Origin of the sequence: Anaeromassilibacillus sp. An250 (assembly GCF_002159845.1) — a bacterium.
In the GTDB taxonomy this organism is placed as follows: Bacteria; Bacillota; Clostridia; order Oscillospirales; family Acutalibacteraceae; genus Anaeromassilibacillus; species Anaeromassilibacillus stercoravium.
The window spans coordinates 128107-146245 of the sequence record NZ_NFJK01000004.1; the positions used below are offsets into that span (position 1 = coordinate 128107).

The 18139-nt window shown below is 46.9% G+C and carries 23 protein-coding genes; 15 read left to right on the forward strand and 8 right to left on the reverse strand.

The annotated features are described in order from the left end of the window. Positions 1 to 94 precede the first annotated feature (94 nt). Together B5F54_RS04890 and B5F54_RS04895 are read right to left on the reverse strand one after the other, a co-directional pair. Positions 95 to 706, reverse strand: a complete 612-nt coding sequence (locus B5F54_RS04890) for a SprT-like domain-containing protein (protein WP_087231301.1) — start codon at positions 704 to 706, stop codon at positions 95 to 97. Between the two features lie 145 nt (positions 707 to 851). Further along, entirely contained in the window at positions 852 to 1472 is a 621-nt protein-coding gene (locus B5F54_RS04895) for a hypothetical protein (RefSeq protein ID WP_087231304.1), read from the reverse strand. A 237-nt stretch (positions 1473 to 1709) separates the two neighbouring features. On the opposite strand from B5F54_RS04895, the gene B5F54_RS04900 reads away from it, so the two are divergent. The 15 genes from B5F54_RS04900 (at position 1710) to B5F54_RS04970 (ending at position 13543) form a co-directional block, all read left to right on the forward strand. After that, positions 1710 to 2357, forward strand: coding sequence for a TetR/AcrR family transcriptional regulator (locus B5F54_RS04900; RefSeq protein ID WP_087231306.1), 648 nt, complete (start codon positions 1710 to 1712; stop codon positions 2355 to 2357). Between the two features lie 109 nt (positions 2358 to 2466). After that, a complete protein-coding gene (locus tag B5F54_RS04905; protein WP_087231309.1) occupies positions 2467 to 2706 on the forward strand; it encodes a hypothetical protein in 240 nt (79 codons plus the stop codon). 14 nt (positions 2707 to 2720) lie between these two features. Then, a complete protein-coding gene (locus B5F54_RS04910) occupies positions 2721 to 4406 on the forward strand; it encodes an ABC transporter ATP-binding protein (RefSeq protein ID WP_087231312.1) in 1686 nt (561 codons plus the stop codon). Positions 4407 to 4692: 286 nt separating this feature from the next. Next, entirely contained in the window at positions 4693 to 5358 is a 666-nt protein-coding gene (locus tag B5F54_RS04915) for a response regulator transcription factor (RefSeq protein ID WP_087231315.1), read from the forward strand. After that, positions 5355 to 6470 (forward strand): sensor histidine kinase, encoded by a 1116-nt coding sequence (locus B5F54_RS04920; protein ID WP_087231318.1) that lies wholly within the window; start codon positions 5355 to 5357, stop codon positions 6468 to 6470. The genes B5F54_RS04915 and B5F54_RS04920 overlap by 4 nt, the downstream gene beginning before the upstream one ends. Before the next feature lie 97 nt (positions 6471 to 6567). After that, on the forward strand, positions 6568 to 7932 hold the full coding sequence (locus B5F54_RS04925; protein ID WP_087231321.1) for an ABC transporter permease: 1365 nt from the start codon (positions 6568 to 6570) through the stop codon (positions 7930 to 7932). Between the two features lie 16 nt (positions 7933 to 7948). After that, complete coding sequence (locus B5F54_RS04930; protein ID WP_016215690.1) at positions 7949 to 8137, forward strand: hypothetical protein; 189 nt, start codon at positions 7949 to 7951, stop codon at positions 8135 to 8137. A gap of 11 nt (positions 8138 to 8148) precedes the next feature. Next, positions 8149 to 8796 carry an ATP-binding cassette domain-containing protein gene (locus B5F54_RS04935; protein WP_016215691.1) on the forward strand — a complete coding sequence of 216 codons (648 nt, stop codon included), beginning with the start codon at positions 8149 to 8151 and terminating at the stop codon, positions 8794 to 8796. Between the two features lie 255 nt (positions 8797 to 9051). Next, on the forward strand, positions 9052 to 9477 hold the full coding sequence (locus B5F54_RS04940; RefSeq protein ID WP_087231324.1) for an RNA polymerase sigma factor: 426 nt from the start codon (positions 9052 to 9054) through the stop codon (positions 9475 to 9477). Then, entirely contained in the window at positions 9452 to 9694 is a 243-nt protein-coding gene (locus B5F54_RS04945) for a helix-turn-helix domain-containing protein (RefSeq protein WP_087231326.1), read from the forward strand. The genes B5F54_RS04940 and B5F54_RS04945 overlap by 26 nt, the downstream gene beginning before the upstream one ends. Further along, positions 9691 to 11229 carry an ATP-binding cassette domain-containing protein gene (locus B5F54_RS04950; RefSeq protein ID WP_207651953.1) on the forward strand — a complete coding sequence of 513 codons (1539 nt, stop codon included), beginning with the start codon at positions 9691 to 9693 and terminating at the stop codon, positions 11227 to 11229. Before B5F54_RS04945 ends, B5F54_RS04950 begins: the two co-directional genes overlap by 4 nt. A 12-nt stretch (positions 11230 to 11241) precedes the next feature. Further along, the gene (locus B5F54_RS04955; protein WP_006573907.1) at positions 11242 to 11829 is read left to right on the forward strand and encodes an MptD family putative ECF transporter S component; all 588 of its coding nucleotides are present in this window, start codon (positions 11242 to 11244) and stop codon (positions 11827 to 11829) included. Positions 11830 to 11841: 12 nt separating this feature from the next. Beyond that, positions 11842 to 12204 (forward strand): metal-dependent transcriptional regulator, encoded by a 363-nt coding sequence (locus B5F54_RS04960; RefSeq protein ID WP_006573906.1) that lies wholly within the window; start codon positions 11842 to 11844, stop codon positions 12202 to 12204. A gap of 752 nt (positions 12205 to 12956) precedes the next feature. Then, complete coding sequence (locus B5F54_RS04965; protein ID WP_101693807.1) at positions 12957 to 13364, forward strand: sigma-70 family RNA polymerase sigma factor; 408 nt, start codon at positions 12957 to 12959, stop codon at positions 13362 to 13364. Then, positions 13361 to 13543 carry a helix-turn-helix domain-containing protein gene (locus B5F54_RS04970; protein WP_087231329.1) on the forward strand — a complete coding sequence of 61 codons (183 nt, stop codon included), beginning with the start codon at positions 13361 to 13363 and terminating at the stop codon, positions 13541 to 13543. The genes B5F54_RS04965 and B5F54_RS04970 overlap by 4 nt, the downstream gene beginning before the upstream one ends. Before the next feature lie 123 nt (positions 13544 to 13666). Here the strand turns inward: B5F54_RS04970 and B5F54_RS04975 are convergent, their stop codons facing one another. From B5F54_RS04975 to B5F54_RS05000, 6 genes are all read right to left on the reverse strand, one after another. Continuing rightward, positions 13667 to 14083 carry a winged helix-turn-helix domain-containing protein gene (locus tag B5F54_RS04975; protein WP_087231332.1) on the reverse strand — a complete coding sequence of 139 codons (417 nt, stop codon included), beginning with the start codon at positions 14081 to 14083 and terminating at the stop codon, positions 13667 to 13669. 43 nt (positions 14084 to 14126) lie between these two features. Next, complete coding sequence (locus B5F54_RS04980; RefSeq protein WP_087231335.1) at positions 14127 to 15452, reverse strand: MATE family efflux transporter; 1326 nt, start codon at positions 15450 to 15452, stop codon at positions 14127 to 14129. An 80-nt stretch (positions 15453 to 15532) separates the two neighbouring features. Continuing rightward, positions 15533 to 16147 carry a methyltransferase family protein gene (locus B5F54_RS04985; protein ID WP_087231338.1) on the reverse strand — a complete coding sequence of 205 codons (615 nt, stop codon included), beginning with the start codon at positions 16145 to 16147 and terminating at the stop codon, positions 15533 to 15535. A gap of 79 nt (positions 16148 to 16226) precedes the next feature. Continuing rightward, the gene (locus B5F54_RS04990; protein WP_087231340.1) at positions 16227 to 16787 is read right to left on the reverse strand and encodes a TetR/AcrR family transcriptional regulator; all 561 of its coding nucleotides are present in this window, start codon (positions 16785 to 16787) and stop codon (positions 16227 to 16229) included. Positions 16788 to 16852: 65 nt separating this feature from the next. Beyond that, positions 16853 to 17461: a class I SAM-dependent methyltransferase gene (locus tag B5F54_RS04995; protein WP_087231343.1), complete on the reverse strand. Its 609-nt coding sequence runs from the start codon at positions 17459 to 17461 to the stop codon at positions 16853 to 16855. A gap of 236 nt (positions 17462 to 17697) precedes the next feature. After that, entirely contained in the window at positions 17698 to 18132 is a 435-nt protein-coding gene (locus tag B5F54_RS05000; RefSeq protein WP_087231346.1) for a winged helix-turn-helix domain-containing protein, read from the reverse strand. Positions 18133 to 18139: the final 7 nt, after the last annotated feature.

An 18139-nucleotide genomic window follows, 5' to 3' on the forward strand; every position in this document is an offset into this window, starting at 1 on the left:
AACGAGGAAACGCTAAAAAGTATCCGCTCCCGGACAGCGCCACCTCTTTCAAAGCGAACAATTTAGCGGGAACCTTGCGGCTCCCGCTTTTGTCTTATTCCCGCTCGAATGGCTCACCGCAATCCCCGCAGATTACATTGACTTCCCGCGTTGCCCGGATGATGGTGCCACAGCAGGGACAAACATATTTAATGCTGCGGTTAATGGATTTCTTACTTCCGCCCTTAGTGGTGCCTTCCACCGGCAAGCGGCTGGCGTTGATCTTGTCCTCACCCAAGGTTTCTCTGATCCATGCCTCCGCCTCCGGGGCCAGCGTTGTTACTGTCCAGCCATACTTGGCGTGCTTCTCGATATGCAGGCCGTGGGTCTCAGCGGTGGCCTTAAATTTCTGGTTGTGGTAGTATCCGTTGTTGCTTACGTCTTGGATACCATGAACCAGATTGTAGAGATGCGCCATCTCATGCAGAAGCGTGGCCGCCAGCTCGAAAATAGGCCGGTCGAGGTATTCGGCGCAGAGATTGATTTCCCGGTACTTCTCGCCACTGGCGTTCCATATCTCGTTGATACTGCACCAGCCATACGCCCCGCGCCCTCCGTCCGGCGATACAGTGATGGCCGGGCGGCTCAGCTCGCCTTCGTAAAAATGCTTATTGAACAGGTCAAACATTTCCTCGGTTTTTCTTACGATTTCAGATATTTGTAGCATGGTTGCGTCCTCCTCAAAGATATGTTTTATTTCTGTGAGTGACAGCTTACACACTACCGGTCAAAAAGCAAGCTCTAAAGGTCTTAAAACATATCTTTTTTCACTGAGGACAGGAAAAGCCCCGCCGAAGCGGGGCCTTCTCGTTTTACTCTGCGGCAATGAAGCCTTGTTCTTTCAGGCTTTCGATCAGCGCCGGATTTTCCGGGCCAGTCAATGTTCCTTCTCTGTCGATATTGTAGCTTCCTACTGCGAAAGCGTATGTCGGCGCTCTCAGATATTCCGGCTTTGCTCCAATGAAGTCGCCTACTGCTGCCACCAGCTCCTTGCGCCGTACACCTGTCACATTGTAGGCGGCCTCAATGCCTCCCGGACTGCTTTCTTCTGCGGTAGGTTCACCGGGATCTTCCGCTGGAAATTCACCATTCTGCGGGCTGCCCTCCGGCGCAGCCTCTGTTTCTGGCTCGGTAGCCTCCACGGCCATAACCTCTGTGATTTCCTGTGCGGCGGCTTTGGCGGCGGCCTTCGCCGCCCGGCTTACTCTGGTGCGGGCCTCCGGGAATACCTCCGGCAGTACGCCTTCCTCATAGTGGATTTCAAAGGTGATCTTCCCGTCCATGTGTACGTTGAAATGGAAGTCGGTCATTTCCACCTCTTTGAGCATATCCGGCAGCTCAATATTCTTGTATCGTTTTACTTCCTCACCGTTTACCATAAGGCAAACCGGAACCGCATCCCTCAGTTTCGCTGTGATTTTTCCTGTTTTCATTGTAATTTCCACCTTTCTTTTTTGCTTGGGCTTGTGCCTTGTGTGAGTCACAGCTTACACACCACGGGTGAAAAAGCAAGGCTTTTTCGATTGATTTTCAAGAAATTTTTTGAGCAAGCCTTCATGAAGAGTAAAAAACGCATAAATACCAGACGAATGTATCTTGACAAGTTTGGGTAGGACTGCTATAATAAAACATACCAAACGAACGAATGAGAATTTGGAGGTGTTTAGCCAATGGCCAGAAATAAATATCCAGAAGTAACCGTTGAAAAAATATTAGATGTGGCTCAACGGCTCTTTCTGGAAAAAGGATATGACAATACAACTATTCAAGATATTGTAGATGGACTCGGTGGATTGACTAAAGGTGCTATTTATCATCACTTCAAGTCAAAAGAGGAAATTATTGAAGCATTAGGGGATAAACTCTTTTTTGACAACAATCCGTTTGTTACCGTACAAAAGCAGAAGAGCTTGAATGGTTTACAGAAAATGCGAGAAGTTATTAAGCTAAACCATGTCGATATTGATAGGACAGAGCTTGGCAAGCAAAGTATTCCCCTTTTGAAAAACCCCCGTTTGTTAGCAGAACTGGCTGACACAAATAGAAAATTGATTGCCCCTCTTTGGTTACAGCTCATTCAAGAGGGGATAGAGGACGGTTCTATCCAGACCGAGTATGCAAAAGAACTATCCGAACTTTTGCCCTTACTTACAAACTTTTGGTTAATACCCTCTGTCTATCCCGCTACACCGGAAGAACTAATTTCAAAGTTTGCATTTATCAAATACCTGTTGGATAGTATGAAACTTCCAATTATTGATGATGAAATTTTGGGTATAGTGCAAAACTACCTTGAACATCTAAACGTAGGCAAATAAAATAAAACTGCCTTTTTCGAGGCAATTTTATTTTCAATCCGATACATTCGTTCACAAGGTATTATTTTGAACTTATACATACCGCCTTGATGTATGAAAGGAGATTATTATGTCTAACATAGACCAAAAAATTGAAAACGCTGCAAACAAGATTGAAGTTGCCGCAAATAAGGCATGGAAAAGGCGTTCATTCCGCATTGCATCTAAATCGGTATCTGCTGCGGCAGAAATCGGATTGATGATAGGAGCTGTACATTTATCCGAAAAAGGCTATAAAACAGCCGCTACCTGTCTATTTGGTTTAGGGGCAGTAGGATTTATCTGCGATTTGCTTTTTAACAGAAAATAGGAGGACACCGCTATATGATGCGATACTTAAAACAATACAAATTTCTGCTTTTCCTTACCGTATTATTTACTGCAATCAGTTCCCTCTCCTATGTGTTTATCGCTATTTTGTTGCAACAGGTTATGGACATTGTAGATATGGGCGATATGGACGGCTTCATCAGAATACTACTCTTTTCTTTAGCCTACTTTGCGCTTATGGGAGTATTTATGTACCTACAATCTTTGTTCAGCAAAATATTTGTCTGCAAGATTATGAAAGCTGTTCGTTCTAAAACCTTTATGGGAATTGAGAAACACACGATTGAGGATTACTCCAAAAACAATACCGCAGATTACTTATCTGCAATTACGAATGATGTAAAAATGATTGAGGACAATTTTTTACTTCCTCTCTTGCAAGTCATTCAATACACGATTATTTTCATAGCGTCCCTTGCTGTAATGATTTACTTCGACATTATCGTTACGGTATGCGTAATTATTGCAATCGCCATTATGCTTATCGTCCCCAGTCTGTTCGGAGGACTGCTCTCTAAACGGCAAGACAAATATTCTGATATGCTATCCTCTTTTACAAATCATGTAAAAGATCTGTTATCCGGCTTTGAAATTATCAAGTCGTACCGAATGAAAAAATATGTCCTTTCACGATTTGAAACAAGTAATGAGGACACGATAAAAGCAAAATATTCAGTTGACAAAGCGATTGCTGCAAATGAAGCGGTTTCTATGGTTCTTGCGCTTCTTGTTCAAGTTGTTGTTGTTTTTCTTTCAGCATATTTCATTATTATCGGACGTATCAGCGCAGGAGCTTTATTAGGCATGGTACAGGTTAGCAGTAATCTTGCAAATCCGCTTTTAATCATTTTTAGTAATATTCCTAAAATCAAGAGTATAAAGCCGATTGCACAGAAGTTAAATGAATTTTCAGATTACCGGAAGCAAGACACGGATACAAAAAAACCCCCTACTTTCAATGAGATGATTTGTGTAGAGGATTTGCATTTTTCCTATGATAAAGAAAATGAAGTCATAAACGGTATTTCATTATCCATTAAAAAAGGGAAAAAATATGCCTTTGTTGGTAAAAGTGGTTGCGGAAAATCTACGCTTATCAAACTGATTGCCGGATATTATTCTGATTTCAAAGGTAATGTTCTGTATGATGAAGATAATCTTTCCATTGTGGATATTGATAAAATAACCGCCTTGTCGTCTGTCATTCATCAGAACGTCTATATGTTTGACGAAAGCATTTTAGACAATATTTGCCTACACGAAGATTACAGCAAAGAAGAATTACAATCTGCACTGTCTGATAGTGGCTTATTGCATTTTATTGAGCAAGTACCAAACGGACTTGAATATCATGTTGGGGAAAACGGTAATAACCTTTCCGGCGGGCAAAAACAACGAATTGCGGTAGCAAGAGCTTTAATTCGTAAAAAGCCGCTGTTAATTTTAGACGAGGGTACATCTGCTATTGATATGCAGACTGCGTATGACATTGAAAGTAGGTTGTTGGAAATATCCGATTTAACCTTACTTACTATTACGCACAATATGAGTAAAGATATTCTTGAACTGTATGATGAGATTATCTTTATGGCAGACGGAAAAATCATTGAGCATGGCACATTTGAAACACTGATTGCGAAACACGCTGCGTTTTATGATTTTTACCAACTGAAAAAATAGGAATTTTTATAAGGGAAGGAAGCCACTACCAGTGTTACCCTATGGCGGCTTTGCCCGCGGCCTTCGCTGTCCGGCTTGTGTCTTGTGAGTGACAGCCTACACACCACGGGTGGAAAAGCAAGGCAGGCCAGTGCCCTGTCAACATGGGCCAGTCTGCCTTGTGCGGATTGGCCTCATTATGAAAGGCTTGCTTTTTCATAAAAGTCCAGTACACTGTCAATCTGACACAAAGCATTTCATACTCTTTCCATATTGCTTTGGTATGATGGAGCGAGGAGGTGTAAAAATGGCTGTTTTATTGATTGTGGAAGACGATACCGCCACCAACGAGGCAATCTGCGAATACATGAGCTCCGCAGGACATACCACCTTGTCTGCCTTCGATGGAGAGCAGGGCTTGCAGATCGCAAGGGAAAAATCCATTGATTTAGTGGTTCTGGACATTATGCTCCCGAAACGAACCGGTTTGGAGGTATTAAAAGAACTGCGTCAAACGAGCGGCATCCCCGTCTTAATGCTTACCGCCCTTGACGATGAGCCTACTCAGGCGGCCAGCTTTGATGAACAGGCGGACGACTATATCACAAAACCCTTTTCCATGCTTTTGCTGGGGAAACGGGTGACGGCTCTGCTGCGGCGGTGTGGGAAAAGCCCGGAACTGAGCCAAATCCAGATAGGCGATATTACGGTGGATTTTGGCGGCTACACCGCTTCCGGGCCGGGCGGCCCTATTGACCTGACACCAAAGGAGATCGACCTGCTGAAATTGCTGATAGAGCATAAAGGTCTAGTTCTTACACGGTCGCAGATCTTGGACGAGTTGTGGGGATATGATTACCCCATCATCGACCGAACTATTGATACCTACATCAAAAATTTACGGAAAAAGCTGAGTCTTGACCGGATTGTAACGGTAAAAGGCGTTGGCTACAAGTATGAGGAACACCCATGAGAAACTTAAAGCTCTTTACTAAAATCTTCTTATACACCTTTGGGGTGATGCTATTTGTCACTGTGATGGCCCATGTCTTTCTCTACGTGCTTGCGCCGCAAATGACCGTAAGCACCAACCGTTTTGTGGAAGGGGCCATTATTGAGAGTGATGTGAATACTGGTATTTTGATAAAATCCGCTATCGGAAAAGCACTGCCGGTATCCCTGCTTTGCTGCGCCATCATTTCCGCCGGGTGTTCCCTGTTGTTTTCCAGAGCCATGACGAGGCCAATCAAGCAGATTGCGGAAACAACGGAAAAGATGGAAAAACTGGATAAGGCTGCAACCTGCGTGGTGCATACGAAGGACGAGATTGGCGAATTGGCCGCCCGCGTAAATAAGCTGTATGCCAGCCTGCTTTCCACCATTGAAAAGCTGGAAGAAGAAAAGCAAAACGTCCGTGAGGCGGAACGGTCAAAAATTGATTTCCTGCGGGCCGCCTCCCATGAACTGAAAACACCGGTGACTGCTCTTAACGCGATTTTGGAAAACATGATCTTAGGCATTGGAAAATACAAAGACCGGGATCGCTGTCTGTTGGAATGTAAGGAGATTACCGGACAGCTCTCCTCTATGATTAAAGAAATTTTGGATACCTCCCGGCTGGATTTTACACAGGAGAAACAAGACGCGGAAACCTTTGACCTGTCGGAGTGTCTTCCGGCGATCTGCGAGCCTTATCAGTTGATTGCGAAGGCAAAGGGACTCGACTTTTCTTTCAGCATACAGGGAAAGTGCCCTGTCCACACGTCAAAGAAAGGCCTTGAAAAAATCCTGTCCAATCTGCTCTCCAACGCGGTTTCCTACACAAAGCCGGGATGCAAGATCACCGTTCTATTGACCGCCCGGCAGATAAAAATAGAAAACGAGTGTACGCCCATCCCGCCGGATAAGCTGGCACATGTATTTGAGCCGTTCTACCGTCCGGACTTTGCCCGTGACCGTAAAGATGGCGGGAATGGGCTGGGATTATATATTGTAGATACGCTTTCAAAGGCCCTTGGGCTGCCCTATCAATTTGAGGCAACTAAAAACCCACCGGGAATGTGCTTTATCCTTTATCTCCCATAAAGCGATTGCTTTTTTATCCGTTTCATACTGGTTCCATATTGGGGTGCTATGCTGTCAGCGTTGCAACACTTATCCTATATGAAACGGAGGTCATTCTATGAACTTTATGAATCGAGCGTGGCTGTACATCGTCCGCAAGAGGGGCAAGAGTATCCTTCTTTTTGTCATCTTGCTGGTGATGGCAACCTTTGTACTGACCGCTCTGGCGCTGGGGAACGCTTCGAAAGCCGCCCAGCAGGAGCTGCGGCAAAGCCTTGGCGGGAGTTTTCTCATTGGCTTTGACTACACGGAAAACAATCCCTATTTGAAGGTGGAAAGCGTGGAGGGCGGAACCCTGATATATTCCACCCAGCAGATCAGCCCGGAGCTGGTAGAGCAAATCCGGGAAATTGAGGGGATCAAGGAGTGTAGCGCCACCGTGGAGAGTCTGGCGGCGTTCCCCTCTCTGGAACTATTTACCGGCAATATCCCCATTGAGGAAGAATTTCGCGCATCCTCAAAGATTTTAAGCACATGGAAAAGCGAGGAGCTTACCCGGTTTACTTCCGGGCAGCTTACGCTGACGCAGGGGCGGCATATCCTGCCGGACGACAAAAACAAGGGGCTAATCAGCAAGGATTTGGCTGAGAAAAACGGCCTGAAAATTGGTGACAAAATCCAAACGGGCAAAGGCGTGGAGATTGAGATTGTGGGCCTGTTCTCTCCAAAAGAAATCGAAGGCATCAACGATCAGGTGACAACCTACGATAAAATACAAAACCTTATCATCACCGACCTTGCCACTTTGGTGGCTTATGAAAACGGCCCCGCAATACAGGGCTTTAACGAGCTGACCGTATCGGTGGACGACCCGCAGAACATGGAGGAAATCATTTCTAAAGTAAAGGAAATCAGCGGCGTGGACTGGAAAGGCTTTTCTTTTCTGGTTGACAACGAGGACTATGAAAACGCCGCGTCCTCTTTGGAACAGTTATCGGAGCTGGTATCCACCATTTTGATGATCGCGCTGATTGTAAGCATCGCCATCCTCTCGCTCATTCTAACCATGTGGGCCAGAACCCGCATCCATGAAACCGGTGTCCTGCTCTCGGTTGGGATCAGCAAGCTGTCCATCTTAGGGCAGTATATTGCCGAGGTTTTGCTGATTGCGATATTAGCATTTTCCCTCTCTTATTTCTCCGCCAGCGCCATTGCGGGCCAGATGGGAAACGTATTGCAGTCCGGGCAGGCGGTAACGGAGGCGCAGCAGGAAGACGGCTTATCTGCCGGAACCCGTGGGGAGGCCGGAACAGATACCGGTGAGCCGGAAATCGAAACCCCGGAATTACAGGTTCGTGTACAGCTTGAGGAAATGGGCCTCCTATTCCTGCTGGGGATCGGGATTGTAACGGTATCCGCCGGAATATCCTCGATTTCCGTCATGCGGCTGAAACCGCGGGAAATTCTATCGAAAATGAGTTGAGAAAGGCGGTAACGATATGAAAAAAGTATGGAAAATGTTTTCTGTCCTCCTTTTTGTGGGATTGCTGTTCACAGGATGTACCCCCAAGGAGAATAAATCAGACGAAACGCAGGAGCAATCCGGCTCGCCCATCATAGATTACGAGGTGCCGGATAAAGTAAAGGACTATGATTTTGACTATGAATTTGTGCCCGAAGGTGAATAGGAGGTGCCTCTATGGGAATTTTGGAACTGCAAAACCTAACGTACTCTTATGACAAAAAGAGGAAGGTGCTGAGAGGGATCAATGCGCAGATGGAGGCGGGAAAAATGTATGCCATTCTCGGCCCGTCCGGGTGCGGCAAGACAACCCTTCTATCCCTGCTGGGCGGTCTGGACAGCCCCACAAGCGGGAATATCCTGTTTGAAGGGAAAGACATTGCACAGGCCGGATTGGCAGGCCATCGGAAAAAGAATGTTTCTTTTATCTTTCAGAGCTACAACCTGATTGACTATATGACCCCGCAGGAGAATGTCCGGCTGACTTCAAAGAAACCGGCACTCCCGTTTCTGGAACGGCTGGGGCTGACGAGGGAGGAATCCAAACGGAACGTGCTGAAACTCTCCGGCGGCCAGCAGCAGCGGGTAGCCATTGCAAGGGCGCTCGCAAGCGAAGCTCCGGTGATTCTGGCGGACGAGCCTACCGGCAATCTGGACGAGGATACGGCTGGGGATATTACGGAAATCCTGAAAGAAAGCGCCCATCAGATGAAGAAATGCGTGATAGTTGTTACCCACTCAGGTGAGCTGGCAAAACAGGCGGATGTGGTGTTCCGGCTGAAAAAGGGTGAATTACAGATAGAGCAAAGCGAGAAATCTTCATAATTTATTTTTCAGGGCAAGACAAGCACTTGCCAAAATGGGCCAGTCTGCCTTGTGCGGATTGGCCTATTTTTGTCGAAGGAGGAAAATTGTATGTGCGGCTCTTAACCAGTTTTTAGATAGATTTATACATTCAAAAAATTTTCTCAAAATATTTTTCAAAAACTTTCCGGTTTGCACCTTTGAGATGTGTTCTGGTTATGTGAGGAGGCGAAACAGGCTAACCAGCTCAAATCTGCAAAAAAGGAGGGATGCGGCATGAAGTCTCCCTCTGACGATGAAAAACGGATCGTTGCCATGGTGGATTCCTTCACCAAGACAGTGGCCCGGAATTTCAGCAGAAATCTCAAACGGGCAAAGGCCAACGCGGAGAAGCATTACTCCGACGAGCCAGTAGACTATTTTCTTGAAAATTTAAGCCACGAAGACAGGTATCCATCCGATTATTTTGTGCTTTATGCGGACGAGCTATCCTGCGTGGTTCATAGCGAAGCTTTATATAAAGCACTCTGCTCCCTTCCAGAGAAGCAACGGAACGTCTTACTTTTTGACTTCTGGTATGCTTTCACGGATGTGGAAATTGCAAAAAGGATGGAGGTGACGACCCGCACCGTCTACAATCTGAGGCGGCGCGCATTTCAGGCGATCAGAACATTTTATGAGCAAGGAAGCTCAGAGCCATGAATTAACCTATGACCTAATCAAGCGAGCGGTTCACGGCGAGCCAGCAGCAATAGAGGAATATCTCCTGCACTATGACGCTTATATCAATTCTCTGGTGGAATATGAAACCATTGGTTTGGATGGCCGGGTATATCGGCATATCGACGAGGACAAAAAGATACAAGTGCAGATGAAGCTCGTGGACGCATTGCAGAATAAATGGAGGAAATTGATATGATGCTCAATACAGACCTGTTTTCCTTCGCCTACGTCCCGAACTGGTATTCCCAGCTTGATATGCTGGCGGAGGTGGCCCTGCCGGAACCGTGGCGATTCAAAAATCCGATATACTTAACAAAAAATCCAGACACCCCGATTTTAGAAAGATATATCCACGCAATCTTTAAGAAACAGATCATTGACTATAAGGAAGAACGAACCGCCAGTAAAGCAGCGGAATATTTTCACATTGAAAATGAAGCCGCCTGTTTTCATACGGGCCTTTATACCCGGAGATATAAAGCGATTTACGCTTATTTTGACCGGAACAAGAAAAAGGATTCCCTGCTGGAATGGTATTTCAGGGGCTTTGCGGACGAGTTGTCGCCGATGCTCCGGCATATCTCCCCGCTGCCAAAGAAGCCCAGCTATGACGGTGTACAGGAATATCTCGACACCATCCAGGAGCTGAAGTCCTGCTCCCGTGAAAAAGAATACCTGGAAGGGCTGGAAAAGAAGCTGGATTATGTGGTGAAGTGTTCCTTCCGCAACGAGATCGCTCCCGGTGCCGCTACAACTACGGCTCAATTCATCCTTCGGTTTGGCCTTGTGGCGGTTATGCTGGTGGGAGGCATTCTGGTGACAGCCGGTTCGTTGTCCATCCCCATGTTCATCCTGTTCCTGCTGTTTGCCGGCCGCATTTATGACCCCTTCACCAGTTGCTTCATGCTGATGGCGGAAGTATTTTCCTCCCTTGTCAGCGTCAAGCGAATGAAACAGATTGACGCGACCCCGGAGCAGACCGGAACCAATGTCTGCAATAACAAGGGCTACGATATTGAGTTTAAGAATGTGGTGTTCTCTTACAATGAGGAGCCGGTTTTGAAGGGCGTGTCTTTTGTGGCAAAGCAGGGCGAGGTCACGGCGCTGGTAGGCCCGTCTGGCAGCGGCAAGTCCACCGCCTCCAAACTGGCGGCCCGCTTTTGGGATGCGGACTCCGGAACCATTACCTTGGGCGGTGTGGATGTCAAAACGGTCGAACCGGAAACGCTGTTCAAGAACTATGCCATTGTGTTCCAGGATGTCATGCTCTTTGATGAGACGGTCATGGAGAATATCCGGCTGGGCCGGGGCGACGCCACCGATGAGGAAGTGATGGCTGCGGCCAGAGCCGCCCAATGCGAGGAATTTATCCAGCGCCTGCCCCAAGGGTATCAGACGAACATCGGGGAAAACGGCAGCGCCCTGTCTGGTGGCGAGCGTCAGCGCATTTCGATTGCCCGCGCTTTGCTGAAAAATGCTCGCATTGTCCTGCTTGATGAAGCAACTGCCTCTATGGACGCCGAGAGTGAAACGCTGGTGCAGGATGCCTTGTCGGTGCTGCTGAAGGATAAGACGGTCATGGTGATTGCCCATCGCATGAGGACAGTGGCAAATGCTGATAAGATCGTTGTTCTGGATGATGGCAAGGTCAGTGAGATGGGTACACCCGCTGAGCTGATGAAAAAGGGCGGTCTATATGCACACCTTGTTGAATTACAGCAAGGAAAATAGAAAGGAAATCTTATGGAACAACACTGGAAGTTAAAAGATTTAGGTCTGACAATCGTATTTTCCGTTATTTACTTTGCTGTGGTTTTGGCAGCTACGATTATGGGCGGCATACACCCATTGCTCTATCTGTTTGTAACAGCTTTAATTGCTCTCGTGGCATGGCTTCCATATATGTATGTTATGGCAAAAGTGCCGAAAGCAGGCGTGGTTCTCATTATGAACCTATTTGTAGCAATCGCTTTCGTGGCTTTTGGGGAGCTTGCGAATCTATTGCTTGGGAGCTTGATTGCTTGTTCTATTTTAGCGGAAATCATTCGGAAATGGGCCGGATATAAGAATTACAAAGGTATCATGATGAGTTATATCCTGCTTTCGTTAAGCAATATCGGTTCTCCGTTGTATGTATGGGTATTCTCTGACTATGCCATTTCAGAGGCATCCGAAGAAATGTCTGCAAATTATGCTGAGATATTATCAACCTTGACTTCTCCGTGGTTTATGGTTCTTGCTATTGCCGCAACCGTAGTTATCTCAATAATTGTCGGAGTTATTGCAAAAAAGGTTTACAACAAGCAGTTTGCAAATGCTGGGATTATGTGAGTGGGTGATAGAATGAAGATTCATGCGTCGGGCGAGGACTATTTAGAGGCTGTGCTGATGCTGCAAAAAGAAAAAGGCATGGTGCGCTCCGTGGATGTCGCCCGGCGCCTGGAAGTGTCCAAGCCAAGCGTGTGCCATGCGGTGGCGACCCTGCGGGACGGGGGCTTCCTGACGATGGACAGCGACTATTTCCTGCACCTGACCGATGTGGGCCGGGAAGTGGCGGAGCGAACCTATGAGAAACACTGCTTTTTTACGGAAATGCTCATAGAAGCCGGCGTAGATCAGGAGACAGCAGAGGCCGACGCCTGCCGGATGGAGCACGCTATCAGTGAGGACAGTTTTCAGCACCTGAAGGTCAAACATCAGGGATAAATCTTGTTTAGAAGGAGCGGGCAGAGAAAACAGATCTTTGCCCGCCCTTTTTCTCTGTGTTGAAGCTGCAAGATTTTGATGAAAATAACCGCCTGATGGGAAAAATTGTCGTTCAGTCAAAATCCAGCGATCTTTGACATTTACACTTAATATGGCGTTTTGAAACCATAAATAGATAGAAAGAACGGGAGGGATGTCTATGAGACGGAAAATTCAAAACAGCAGAGGTAATTTCAAGTTACAACAGGCGGTCTTATTCCAAAGAGAATGAGGCTGCCTTTTCTTTTATAATCCGACAAAAATCAACAAAGTTTTCGGAACAACACTGCACCTAAGATAATTGGCAGGCCCGCCGCCTGTTCATAACAGCGGCGGGTTCGTGTGCAAAGTGTGGTTCAGATGGCAGGGAGCCAGAAGTGCATGATGGAAAGATGGATCATGCACATAAAGAGGTTCGTCCATCTGCTTACATTTCGACACACAGCTTACTTTACAATACGGTTCTTCCGCCGCCCTTTTCACGGGAGCAGGCGGGAACATCGCAAATCGAGCGATAAGCCTCCTCCTGCGGGCGCCGGAAGTCATGACGGACTTCTTTATGTGTATCACATGGCCGGCAGCCCACCTTTGCGGTGTGCAGCCGGCCGCGTTTCTTTATATGGCAGGCAAAGACGCCCGTTAGCTCGGTGCCGGTCTCCTCCAGAGGTTCAAGAATCCCATAAAAATTCTTGAACTATTTGGAGGATAAGGCCATGTGGCAACGAAATAATGGACGAGCAGAGGAAGAACTGCAAATCAAGTTTACAGGTTACTTAATCCAGGCGGTCAGGCGCACCCAGAGGGATTATCTGAAGGCCCTTTATGCGTACAGCAATCAGGAGACCTTGACGGATACGATCTTTGCCGTGAGCCAAACGCTGGAGCAGGAAGTGATGGAGCGGCTGCCCCTCTGGGAGAAAATCGAGAGCAGCGCGCTCCTGTATGCCTTGAAACAGCTGGACGAGCGGGAACGGTATGTGTTCCTTGCCCGTGTGCTGGACAAGCGCCCATTCGATGTGATCGGTGTGCAGCTGGGATTGTCGTATAAGGGTGCGGCCGCGGTGTATTACCGGGCCATTCGGAAGTTGAAGAAGAGCATCGAGGGGGGTGAACGGATATGACATTTGAACAGATGCTGCGGCGAGCCAAGGACGGTGACCGTGAGGCTATCACAAGCATTTTGCTCATGTACCGGCCTTTGCTGCTCAAGTACGCCGTGATCAACGGCAGACTGGACGAGGATCTGTACCAGGAGCTGTGCATCACGCTGATGCGGGCGATTGACCTGTTCCGGATTTAAGTCTATGAGAAAGGCCCTGAGATCACCGTCTCAGGGTCTTTCCCGTGGGCTTAAATAAAGTAGAATTACGGTGCAAAGAATAAAAGAAGCGCACAGCGGAAGAAGATCCGTTGTGCGCTTGCTTTATTTTAGTGAGGTGCCTGGGACAACAAATTTGTAGCCGTGGCCCCGCACCGTTTCGATGATACCAGCGCCCAGCTTGCGCCGGAGCTTATAGACCATGCTGGAGATCCCTGTCCAGCTGGCATCAAAGGAATCCACGGCGACGGCCTCATAGATCTGACGGGCGGTGAACACCTGCCCTGGCCGGTAGGCCAGCAGGAGAAGAATGTCAAACTCCATCGGCGTCAGGTCCACTGCTTGCCCGGCATGCCACACCAGCCTGCGCTGCGGGTCGATTTGCAGGGAGCCAAAGAGCAGCGGTGCGTCTGCGGAGGCGGCCACCGTGGAAAAATCTGCAATAGAAGAAAGAGCGGCGATTGCTTTATTAAAGACAGCATCATCGTTATCATCAAAAGACAGGATTACAAACTTCCCCAACGAATCACCTCCCTATATTTAGAACCGTGATATAATTATTTTCCTATTCTGCAGTCGGCCTTTTCTTGAAAGAGATAGTTCCAGAAATGCTTGCGGCGGCACTGGCTACCACATGACTGATCAATACCGCAACCCAAATTCCATTTAGGCCGAACCCCAGATAGGAAAGTAAGTACGCCAAAGGCATCCGGACTACAATGTAATAGAAAATCATCAGAAACATACTCTTTGACGGCTTTCCCATACCGTTAAGGGAACCTAAATAGCAATTTGTGACGGTGTTAAGAATATACCCAATGCTGACGATTAAAAAATATGTTCCAACAATAGCGGCCACATCCTCACTGCGGACAAATAGGCCGGAAAGCTGTCTCGAAAAACCGACCACCACAACGGAAAGAATTACGAGCAGGCCGCAGCCATATCCCAAAGCGCACTTTAGATAGTCCTTGGCCCGATCATAACGGTTTGCACCAACGCACTGTCCAATAATAGTGGTCAAAACCATGTTCAGTGCCATTGCCGGGTAGAAAAGAATGGTTTCCAGTTTTCCCGTTACTCCATAAGCTGCTATTGCGGTGACGCTATAGGTGCTGACAAGCGCCGTGAGGAAAGTCGTGCTGATTGCAGGGATACTTTGCTGGATGACAGAGGGGATTGCTTTCTGAATCAGGGGCAATACAGCATTTTTGTCAAATGCAGAAATTTTGAATGCAAACAGCTTTTTCTTTTTCAGATAGATCAGCATAAACAGCAGGCAGATGACCTGAGAAAGAAGTGTAGCAATCGCAGCACCGTGAAATCCAATGAAGTGGATAAAAATAGGATCGAGGATCGCGTTCAAAATTGTTGATACCAGCATGGCTACGGCTTGAAACATAGAATTGCCAAAGCTCCGCAAAACAGCGGTGAAGTAAAGGTAAAGGTAAACTGCAAGATACCCAAGTACATAGATGGCCAAATAGCTGTATGCCATATCATAAGTTTCGGCCGGAGTATTCAGCGCCTTCAAAATTGCAGGAAGAGACGCCTCAAGCAGAATCGTCACAAGGAGGGAGAAAGCTACCGCAACGCAGAAGGATGTGGCAATCAAACTCTCTGTCTTTTTCTTGTCCTTCGCGCCAATCGCCTGGGAGATCAGAATTGATACACCGTTAGTTGCGCCCATCGCAACGGAAGTCAAGATCAGAATGATGGGGGTGGAGTTTGTCAATGCGGCATAGGCTGTTTCTCCCAGCAAGTTCCCGATCCACAGGCTGTCCACCAGGTTATACATCATATTGAGGAACATGGCGGCAATCATCGGGAGCGCCATCGCCATAAGGCAACGCTTTGTATTCCCACCTATAAAATCAATTTTTGTTGGCATGATAAAAACTTCCTTTCTATAATTGAATGAAGAACATTCATATTTGAATGATATTTTATGGCTACTAAAACAGTAGCCAGTTACCAAATAAGAGGTATCAGTCTCCATGAACGGAAACAATAATTTTTGAAATCTTCTCCGAAGCACTCATATAATGCTTTTTCCTCTACCTTAATCCGAATTCCATAGCAGACTGCCAAAATTAGTAACACAATGAAGGGCGAAAAAGCAGAACGGAAACAAAAAGCATTTCCAAGCATACTCAACATTGTTCCGGCATAAGCGGGATTCCTGATATATCGGTAAACGCCGGTTGTAACCAACTGCTGGTTGCTGCCTGTTTTGACAGCGAGCGTAAAGGAATGCCGCAGGCTCCAGACCGCAAAAGCACGCAATGTCGTGCCTATTAGAATTAAAGCCACACCCACATAGTAAAAAATATGAGGGAGAAGTATTTCTCCAGCGATTTGCGTAAATTGTTGGCTCCTGAAATAAGTGCTGAAATAAAAACTTCCCCAACACCCCAACATAACAATCAGAAGCGTTCCATAATCACTATTCTTCTTATCCGGCCTTCTCAACCATCCCCTAAAATTGTAGATCCAGATTCCAACTTCTACTAACATCATGTAGCTTATGGCATAAATGAAAGTGTAATATTCATGTAAGTTTGTAAAGCATGAAGGGTCATTCATTATAGCTCCTCCGTATGTGAATGAAAACTATTCAGTTATTGACCTTTGAATATCCCCCGCCCGATAGCAGGGGATATTTTCAAAGGCGAAGCGCATATATGAGAAATTCTCGAATCCGCTTTGCTTTATCTTCTTGTGTCAGTTCGTCCGCCAACAGGATGCCAAGCTGTCCATATACACAAAACATCGCAGCAGCCTGCAAATCATCAATCTGGATCTCACCGTTTTGCTGGGCCCGCTGCAGCAGCTTTTCCACAGGCGGAACCAACTTCTCACATACTTTTAGAGAAAGCTGATCGTGGAATTTCTTATTTTCGGCCTGGTGAAAAACTGAATAGTACTTTGTGTCCCGATCTTCCATCGTGGCAGGCATATCTTCGATGATCTGCCGCAGGGACTTGTGATCGTCCTTTTCAAAGCCAACAAGCTGTTCCACCAGAACATCTGCATACTGTTCAATCGCGCTGTCAAATAGCGCCTCTTTGGACGGAAAGTATCGGTAGCATAGACCTTGAGCAACGCCGATTGCTTTTGCTATATCTGTAATCGAGGTTTTTTCATATCCATTTTCCCCGAACAATTTGAGGGCAGTATCCAAGATCTCTTGCTTGCGTACTTCTGGTTCTTTTGTAATCCGCATAGTCCGAGCCTCCTTTCTTTTTATAATAGCACGCCCACGCTAAAGAATCAATGATTGAATATCACTCATTTTTGAGCCATAGCAATACAGGCCGTATTTCTAATCTGCTCCCATGACACATTATGAAAATATTCTGAAAGCATCGAAACGATTTCTGCTTCAGAGTAAATCTTCACATCGCCTTCTTTGCTATGACGCATATAGAAATTCATTATCACGCGCCCTACAAAGGGTTGCCAGCAATCCCCCATCAGAAAGGTTCCTCCCGGCTTCAATACACGATGCACTTCCTTTAATACATTCTGCGGAGCTGGGTAATGATGAAAAGAGTCATTGCAGTACACAACATCAAAAGTGTTATCCGGGAAAGGGAGTGACTCACTATCTCCCAGTAACAGCTTGACTTGTTCCGGAAGTTTTGACTTAGCAACAGCAAGCATTTCCTCCGACAAGTCGATGCCGCACAATTCTTTATGGGCATCCTTCTGAATAATGAGTTTCAGCATTTCACCAGTCCCGCATCCTAAATCCAGAGCGGAGTGGAAAGGAATGTGTGACAGCTTTTCCAGCAGAACGGGATAAAGGGAGCGGGCGTGCTGGCCCTTAATATCTTTATCGTAGGTGGCGGCCTGTTGGTTAAACGCTGCTTTTGAGTTTTCTTTTATGGTATTCATGGCTCAACCTCCTTCTATCAATAAGTATAGCACCATTTGGGGAAATGTCAATGAATAATTTTCATTCATAAATTAAGAATACGAATTTTGCAAGAAGAAAAAACTGCTTCACCGCAATTCCCCATCTTCCCAATCGAATTCACAAACACCAGAAGGAGCCCTGTGTGCCGGGGCCGCATTACCGGCGGAGAAATAAAAGAAGCGCACAGCGGAAGAAGATCCGTTGTGCGCTTGCTTTATTTTAGTGAGGTGCCTGGGACAACGAATTTGTAGCCGTGGCCCCTCACCGTTTCGATGATACCGGCGCCCAGCTTGCGGCGGAGCTTGTAGACCATGCTGGAAATCCCTGTCCAGCTGGCATCGTAGGAGTCCGCAGCGACGGCCTCGTAGATCTGGCGGGCGGTGAACACCTGCCCTGGCCGGCGGGCCAGCAGGAGCAGAATATCAAACTCCATCGGCGTAAGGTCCACCGCCTGGCCGGACTGCCACACCAGCCTGCGCTGCGGGTCGATTTGCAACGAGCCAAAGAGCAGCGGTGCGTCTGCGGAGGCGGCCATTATGGGGAAGTTTGAAATGGCGTAAATGGCCGATATTACTTTGTTATAAAGGGCTTCTTCATCGTCCCTAAAGGATAGAATTATAAACTTCCCATGCAGCTCACCTCCAATCATTCAATTT

Excerpts from the sequence above, each read along its gene's own strand:
- B5F54_RS04950 (WP_207651953.1), top strand. The coding sequence starts at position 9,691 with ATGATGCTCAATACAGACCTGTTTTCCTTCGCCTACGTCCCGAACTGG.
- B5F54_RS05000 (WP_087231346.1), bottom strand. The coding sequence starts at position 18,132 with ATGATTGGAGGTGAGCTGCATGGGAAGTTTATAATTCTATCCTTTAGG.
- B5F54_RS04910 (WP_087231312.1), top strand. The coding sequence starts at position 2,721 with ATGATGCGATACTTAAAACAATACAAATTTCTGCTTTTCCTTACCGTA.
- B5F54_RS04955 (WP_006573907.1), top strand. The coding sequence starts at position 11,242 with ATGGAACAACACTGGAAGTTAAAAGATTTAGGTCTGACAATCGTATTT.
- B5F54_RS04920 (WP_087231318.1), top strand. The coding sequence starts at position 5,355 with ATGAGAAACTTAAAGCTCTTTACTAAAATCTTCTTATACACCTTTGGG.
- B5F54_RS04945 (WP_087231326.1), top strand. The coding sequence starts at position 9,452 with ATGAGCAAGGAAGCTCAGAGCCATGAATTAACCTATGACCTAATCAAG.
- B5F54_RS04935 (WP_016215691.1), top strand. The coding sequence starts at position 8,149 with ATGGGAATTTTGGAACTGCAAAACCTAACGTACTCTTATGACAAAAAG.
- B5F54_RS04915 (WP_087231315.1), top strand. The coding sequence starts at position 4,693 with ATGGCTGTTTTATTGATTGTGGAAGACGATACCGCCACCAACGAGGCA.
- B5F54_RS04900 (WP_087231306.1), top strand. The coding sequence starts at position 1,710 with ATGGCCAGAAATAAATATCCAGAAGTAACCGTTGAAAAAATATTAGAT.
- B5F54_RS04970 (WP_087231329.1), top strand. The coding sequence starts at position 13,361 with ATGACATTTGAACAGATGCTGCGGCGAGCCAAGGACGGTGACCGTGAG.
- B5F54_RS04925 (WP_087231321.1), top strand. The coding sequence starts at position 6,568 with ATGAACTTTATGAATCGAGCGTGGCTGTACATCGTCCGCAAGAGGGGC.
- B5F54_RS04990 (WP_087231340.1), bottom strand. The coding sequence starts at position 16,787 with ATGCGGATTACAAAAGAACCAGAAGTACGCAAGCAAGAGATCTTGGAT.
- B5F54_RS04905 (WP_087231309.1), top strand. The coding sequence starts at position 2,467 with ATGTCTAACATAGACCAAAAAATTGAAAACGCTGCAAACAAGATTGAA.
- B5F54_RS04895 (WP_087231304.1), bottom strand. The coding sequence starts at position 1,472 with ATGAAAACAGGAAAAATCACAGCGAAACTGAGGGATGCGGTTCCGGTT.
- B5F54_RS04930 (WP_016215690.1), top strand. The coding sequence starts at position 7,949 with ATGAAAAAAGTATGGAAAATGTTTTCTGTCCTCCTTTTTGTGGGATTG.
- B5F54_RS04890 (WP_087231301.1), bottom strand. The coding sequence starts at position 706 with ATGCTACAAATATCTGAAATCGTAAGAAAAACCGAGGAAATGTTTGAC.
- B5F54_RS04995 (WP_087231343.1), bottom strand. The coding sequence starts at position 17,461 with ATGAATACCATAAAAGAAAACTCAAAAGCAGCGTTTAACCAACAGGCC.
- B5F54_RS04940 (WP_087231324.1), top strand. The coding sequence starts at position 9,052 with ATGAAGTCTCCCTCTGACGATGAAAAACGGATCGTTGCCATGGTGGAT.
- B5F54_RS04960 (WP_006573906.1), top strand. The coding sequence starts at position 11,842 with ATGAAGATTCATGCGTCGGGCGAGGACTATTTAGAGGCTGTGCTGATG.
- B5F54_RS04985 (WP_087231338.1), bottom strand. The coding sequence starts at position 16,147 with ATGAATGACCCTTCATGCTTTACAAACTTACATGAATATTACACTTTC.
- B5F54_RS04965 (WP_101693807.1), top strand. The coding sequence starts at position 12,957 with ATGTGGCAACGAAATAATGGACGAGCAGAGGAAGAACTGCAAATCAAG.
- B5F54_RS04980 (WP_087231335.1), bottom strand. The coding sequence starts at position 15,452 with ATGCCAACAAAAATTGATTTTATAGGTGGGAATACAAAGCGTTGCCTT.